Source organism: Bacillus sp. S4 (assembly GCF_040838205.1).
GTDB lineage: Bacteria > Bacillota > Bacilli > Bacillales > Bacillaceae_G > Bacillus_A > Bacillus_A cereus_U.
In genome coordinates, this window is sequence record NZ_JBFPJI010000322.1 from 1 (window position 1) to 3621 (window position 3621).

The window sequence follows — 3621 nt, forward strand, 5'->3', positions numbered from 1 at the left end:
CTTGTGAACTGTATTGAAACAGAATATGTGATGATAAATTCTTAAACATGCAAATGAAAACATTTGTTTTCATTTCGTATATACATAAAAATGCTTTGTCAATTCTGTAGGGAGGTATTTCCATGGTAGAGAAAATGAATGAAGAAGTTATGAATTCAAAAGAATTACAAGTTGGTGACGTTGTTACAGGTTCTGTAACGAAAGTTGAAGAGAAACAAGTTCTTGTAAATGTTGGATACAAAACAGATGGCGTAATTCCGATTAGTGAATTAGCTAACGTTCATATTGAAAAAGCAAGCGATGTTGTAGAATTAGATCAAACACTTGAATTGAAAATTATTAAATTAGAAGAAGATGATCTTGTTTTATCTAAGAGAGCTGTTGACGCAGAAAAAGCGTGGGTAGAATTACAAGAGAAATTTAATTCTGGTCATGTATTTGATGTTACTGTAAAAGATATCGTGAATGGTGGGTTAGTTGTGGACCTTGGTGTTCGTGGTTTTATCCCAGCTTCACTTGTAGAGGTACATTATGTAGAAGATTTTGCTGACTATAAAGGAAAAACATTAACGGTGAAAATTGTTGAATTAGACCGTGAAAAAAATCGTGTTATTCTTTCACATAAAGCGGTAGTAGAACTAGAACTAGATTCTAAGAAAAAAGAAGCAATCTCTTCGTTAAAAGAAGGGGATATTGTTGAAGGAACAGTACAACGATTAACGGATTTTGGTGCTTTCGTTAACGTTGGTGGTGTGGACGGTTTAGTACACATTTCACAAATTTCACACGAACGTGTAGAGCAACCTTCTGAGGTATTAGAGCAAGGTCAAAAGGTAAAGGTAAAAGTGTTATCTGTTGATGCTGATACGCAACGTATTTCTTTATCAATTAAAGCAGCTCAGCCGGGACCTTGGGAAAATGTTGCTGGCGAAATAAAGGCTGGAGATATTCGTGAGGGCGTAGTAAAACGCCTTGTTACATTCGGTGCATTTGTTGAAATTTTACCTGGTGTTGAAGGGCTTGTGCATGTATCTCAAATTGCAAATCGTCACGTGAAAAATCCAAATGAAGTATTGGAAATGGGACAAGAAGTAAAAGTGAAAGTACTTGAAGTCCATGTAGCAGAAAAACGTATTTCTTTAAGCATAAAAGAAACGCTTGAAGAAAATAATGTAACAGAAGATTATAGCCAATATGAGCCAAATGCTGATTCTGCTACTTTCCAGTTAGGTGATATTATTGGTGAACAACTGAAAAAATTAAAGAAATAAAGAGGGGTACAAGTGGTAAGGGCAAAACGTAAATTAGATCATATTGAATATGCTCTTTCTACTGGTCAGTCTCGTACGCATGGCTTTCATGATATTGATTTTGTGCATCAAAGCTTGCCAAATTCAAGTTATGATACTGTAACATGTGAAACAAAAATCGGCGAACTTTCACTAAGTTCGCCGATTTTTATCAATGCGATGACTGGTGGTGGAGGAGAGCAAACATTACATATTAATGAGCAATTAGCATATGTAGCGAAACATCATAACCTTGCTATGGCTGTAGGATCGCAAATGGCAGCTTTAAAAAATGAAAGCGAGGCGGCTTCTTATAAGATTGTCAGAAAGGTAAACCCAAATGGTATTTTCTTTGCTAATTTGGGGAGTGAGGCAACTGTCGAACAGGCAGAGCGTGCCGTTGATATGATTGAAGCGAATGCACTGCAAATTCATTTAAATGTCATACAAGAGTTAACGATGCCAGAAGGAGACCGTGATTTTACTGGTGTACTTCGGCGAATTGAACAAATTGTTTTAAACAGTAAAGTTCCTGTCATTGTAAAAGAAGTGGGATTTGGAATGAGTAAGGAAACAGTACAACAGTTAGCGAGTATAGGTATAACAGCAATTGATATTGGCGGACAAGGTGGTACGAATTTTGCTGCTGTTGAAAATGAAAGAAGACAGCGAATGCTTTCTTATTTTAATAACTGGGGCATACAAACAGCTACCTCGATTATTGAAGCAACCTCTATAAATAATAACCTCTCTTTTATTGCATCTGGGGGTATACAAACAGCAATTGACGTGGCGAAGGCAATCGCATTAGGGGCGAATACAACTGCGTTTGCTGGATACTTTTTACGTATTTTAATGCAAGATGGTGTTGAGAAGTTAGTGGATGAAATCGATCTTTTACATACAGATTTAAAATTTATTATGACAGCTCTTGGCGTGAAGACGATAGAAGAGTTGCAATCTGTACCTCTTGTTGTAAAAGGCGAAACATATCATTGGTTAGCGCAGCGAGGGATTGACACTGCACATTATAGTAGGCGATAAAAAATCAACCGTCCGGTTGATTTTTTTCAGAGTGTTGAGAAACCCTTTAGGGTTTCCAACACTCTGATATCTTTTAAATTTTATTAAATGAAAACAATAATAAATGATAGAAACTAAGAAAATAACCCTTCACCTGACCCTTTTGGGTCAGGTGAAGGGTTGTTTTTTCATGTTGACACAGAACGGAAAAAGAGGTTAAGACACAGTCTGTAAAAAATCAACGGTCCGGGCGGGAAGTTATAATTCGATAAATAGGAAAAAGAGAGAGTTTATATTACGATAAATGTATATAGGGATATTATAAGAAAAAGCTATGATTGAAAAAGGGGTTATAAAAATGAAGAAATGTAGAAAATGTGCTGCTGAATTATTGGAGGATTCTTACTTTTGCCATGTTTGTGGAGAGAAATATGGCAAAAGTAAGAAAGTATTCCTCTCTATATAGCTGGTTAGCGATAAAACAAGATAAGAGATTGTTATTTAAGAATCAAAATAAACCAGAAAAAATTTACGGTAATTTAGGGGATGAGGATGTTAATAAAAAGGAGATAATGTATTTTCAAATAGTAAAAATACGATAGGACGCATTACATATAATAGTGAAGATGTTAATATCCATGTACGAAATACAAGAGAAGATACAGCGATTTCTGCATATAATAAAAAGATTGAAATTTCATTAACTTCAAATGTAAGAGAAGGGGGTTCTAGTTCAACAACAGTACAATCAACAATTAAAACGGCGAATATTGCAATCGCAGTCGGGAATAAATTGTATAGGAATCCAATGGTGAATGCAGGAAGTGGAATAGAAGCACTAATTTTGCCAAGGGAATTAGGAGAAGACAAAAATCCATCGGAAGATTCGTATGTGAATTGCTATTTTAATATACCAAATGAAGTGGGTTTAAGTAATGCTGAAGTAGTATTACTTTCTGATCAAGGAAATACCATTGTGAGTAGGGAAATTAAAGAGGAAAAAGAAGATATTGTAGGCGTGAAAAAAGAGGTTGAGCGAAAGTTAAATGAAATAGGAGAGACGGATTATGTACGTGTTGAGGTAAAGAGTAAAAATCCTTCTCTTCATACGTATTATGTTATTACAGAATTTACGACGTGGGATGAAAGCATCGTTTTTGCATAGCGAAACATGGTATGTTTTATTCATAGTCATGCAAAAGACTCTAAAACGACTGTTCTCTGAACACAGAATACATATGAGGTTGGGTAGTCAATTCTTCTACTCCGTAAAATGTATTAAGTCGTCATGCAAAAGACGTAAAAACAT

General features: G+C 35.3%; 2 protein-coding genes and 1 pseudogene. All 3 read left to right on the top strand.

Annotated elements, in window-relative coordinates; genetic code table 11:
- Positions 1-122 precede the first annotated feature (122 nt).
- The 3 genes and pseudogenes from rpsA to AB3X48_RS19320 all read left to right on the top strand — a co-directional run bounded on the left by rpsA (position 123) and on the right by AB3X48_RS19320 (position 3477).
- Entirely contained in the window at positions 123-1271 is a 1149-nt protein-coding gene (rpsA, locus tag AB3X48_RS19310; protein WP_088098874.1) for a 30S ribosomal protein S1, read from the top strand.
- 12 nt (positions 1272-1283) lie between these two features.
- A complete protein-coding gene (gene fni / locus AB3X48_RS19315) occupies positions 1284-2333 on the top strand; it encodes a type 2 isopentenyl-diphosphate Delta-isomerase (RefSeq protein ID WP_088078177.1) in 1050 nt (349 codons plus the stop codon).
- 410 nt (positions 2334-2743) lie between these two features.
- A pseudogene (locus AB3X48_RS19320) lies at positions 2744-3477 on the top strand (hypothetical protein).
- The last annotated feature ends 144 nt before the right edge of the window (positions 3478-3621 follow it).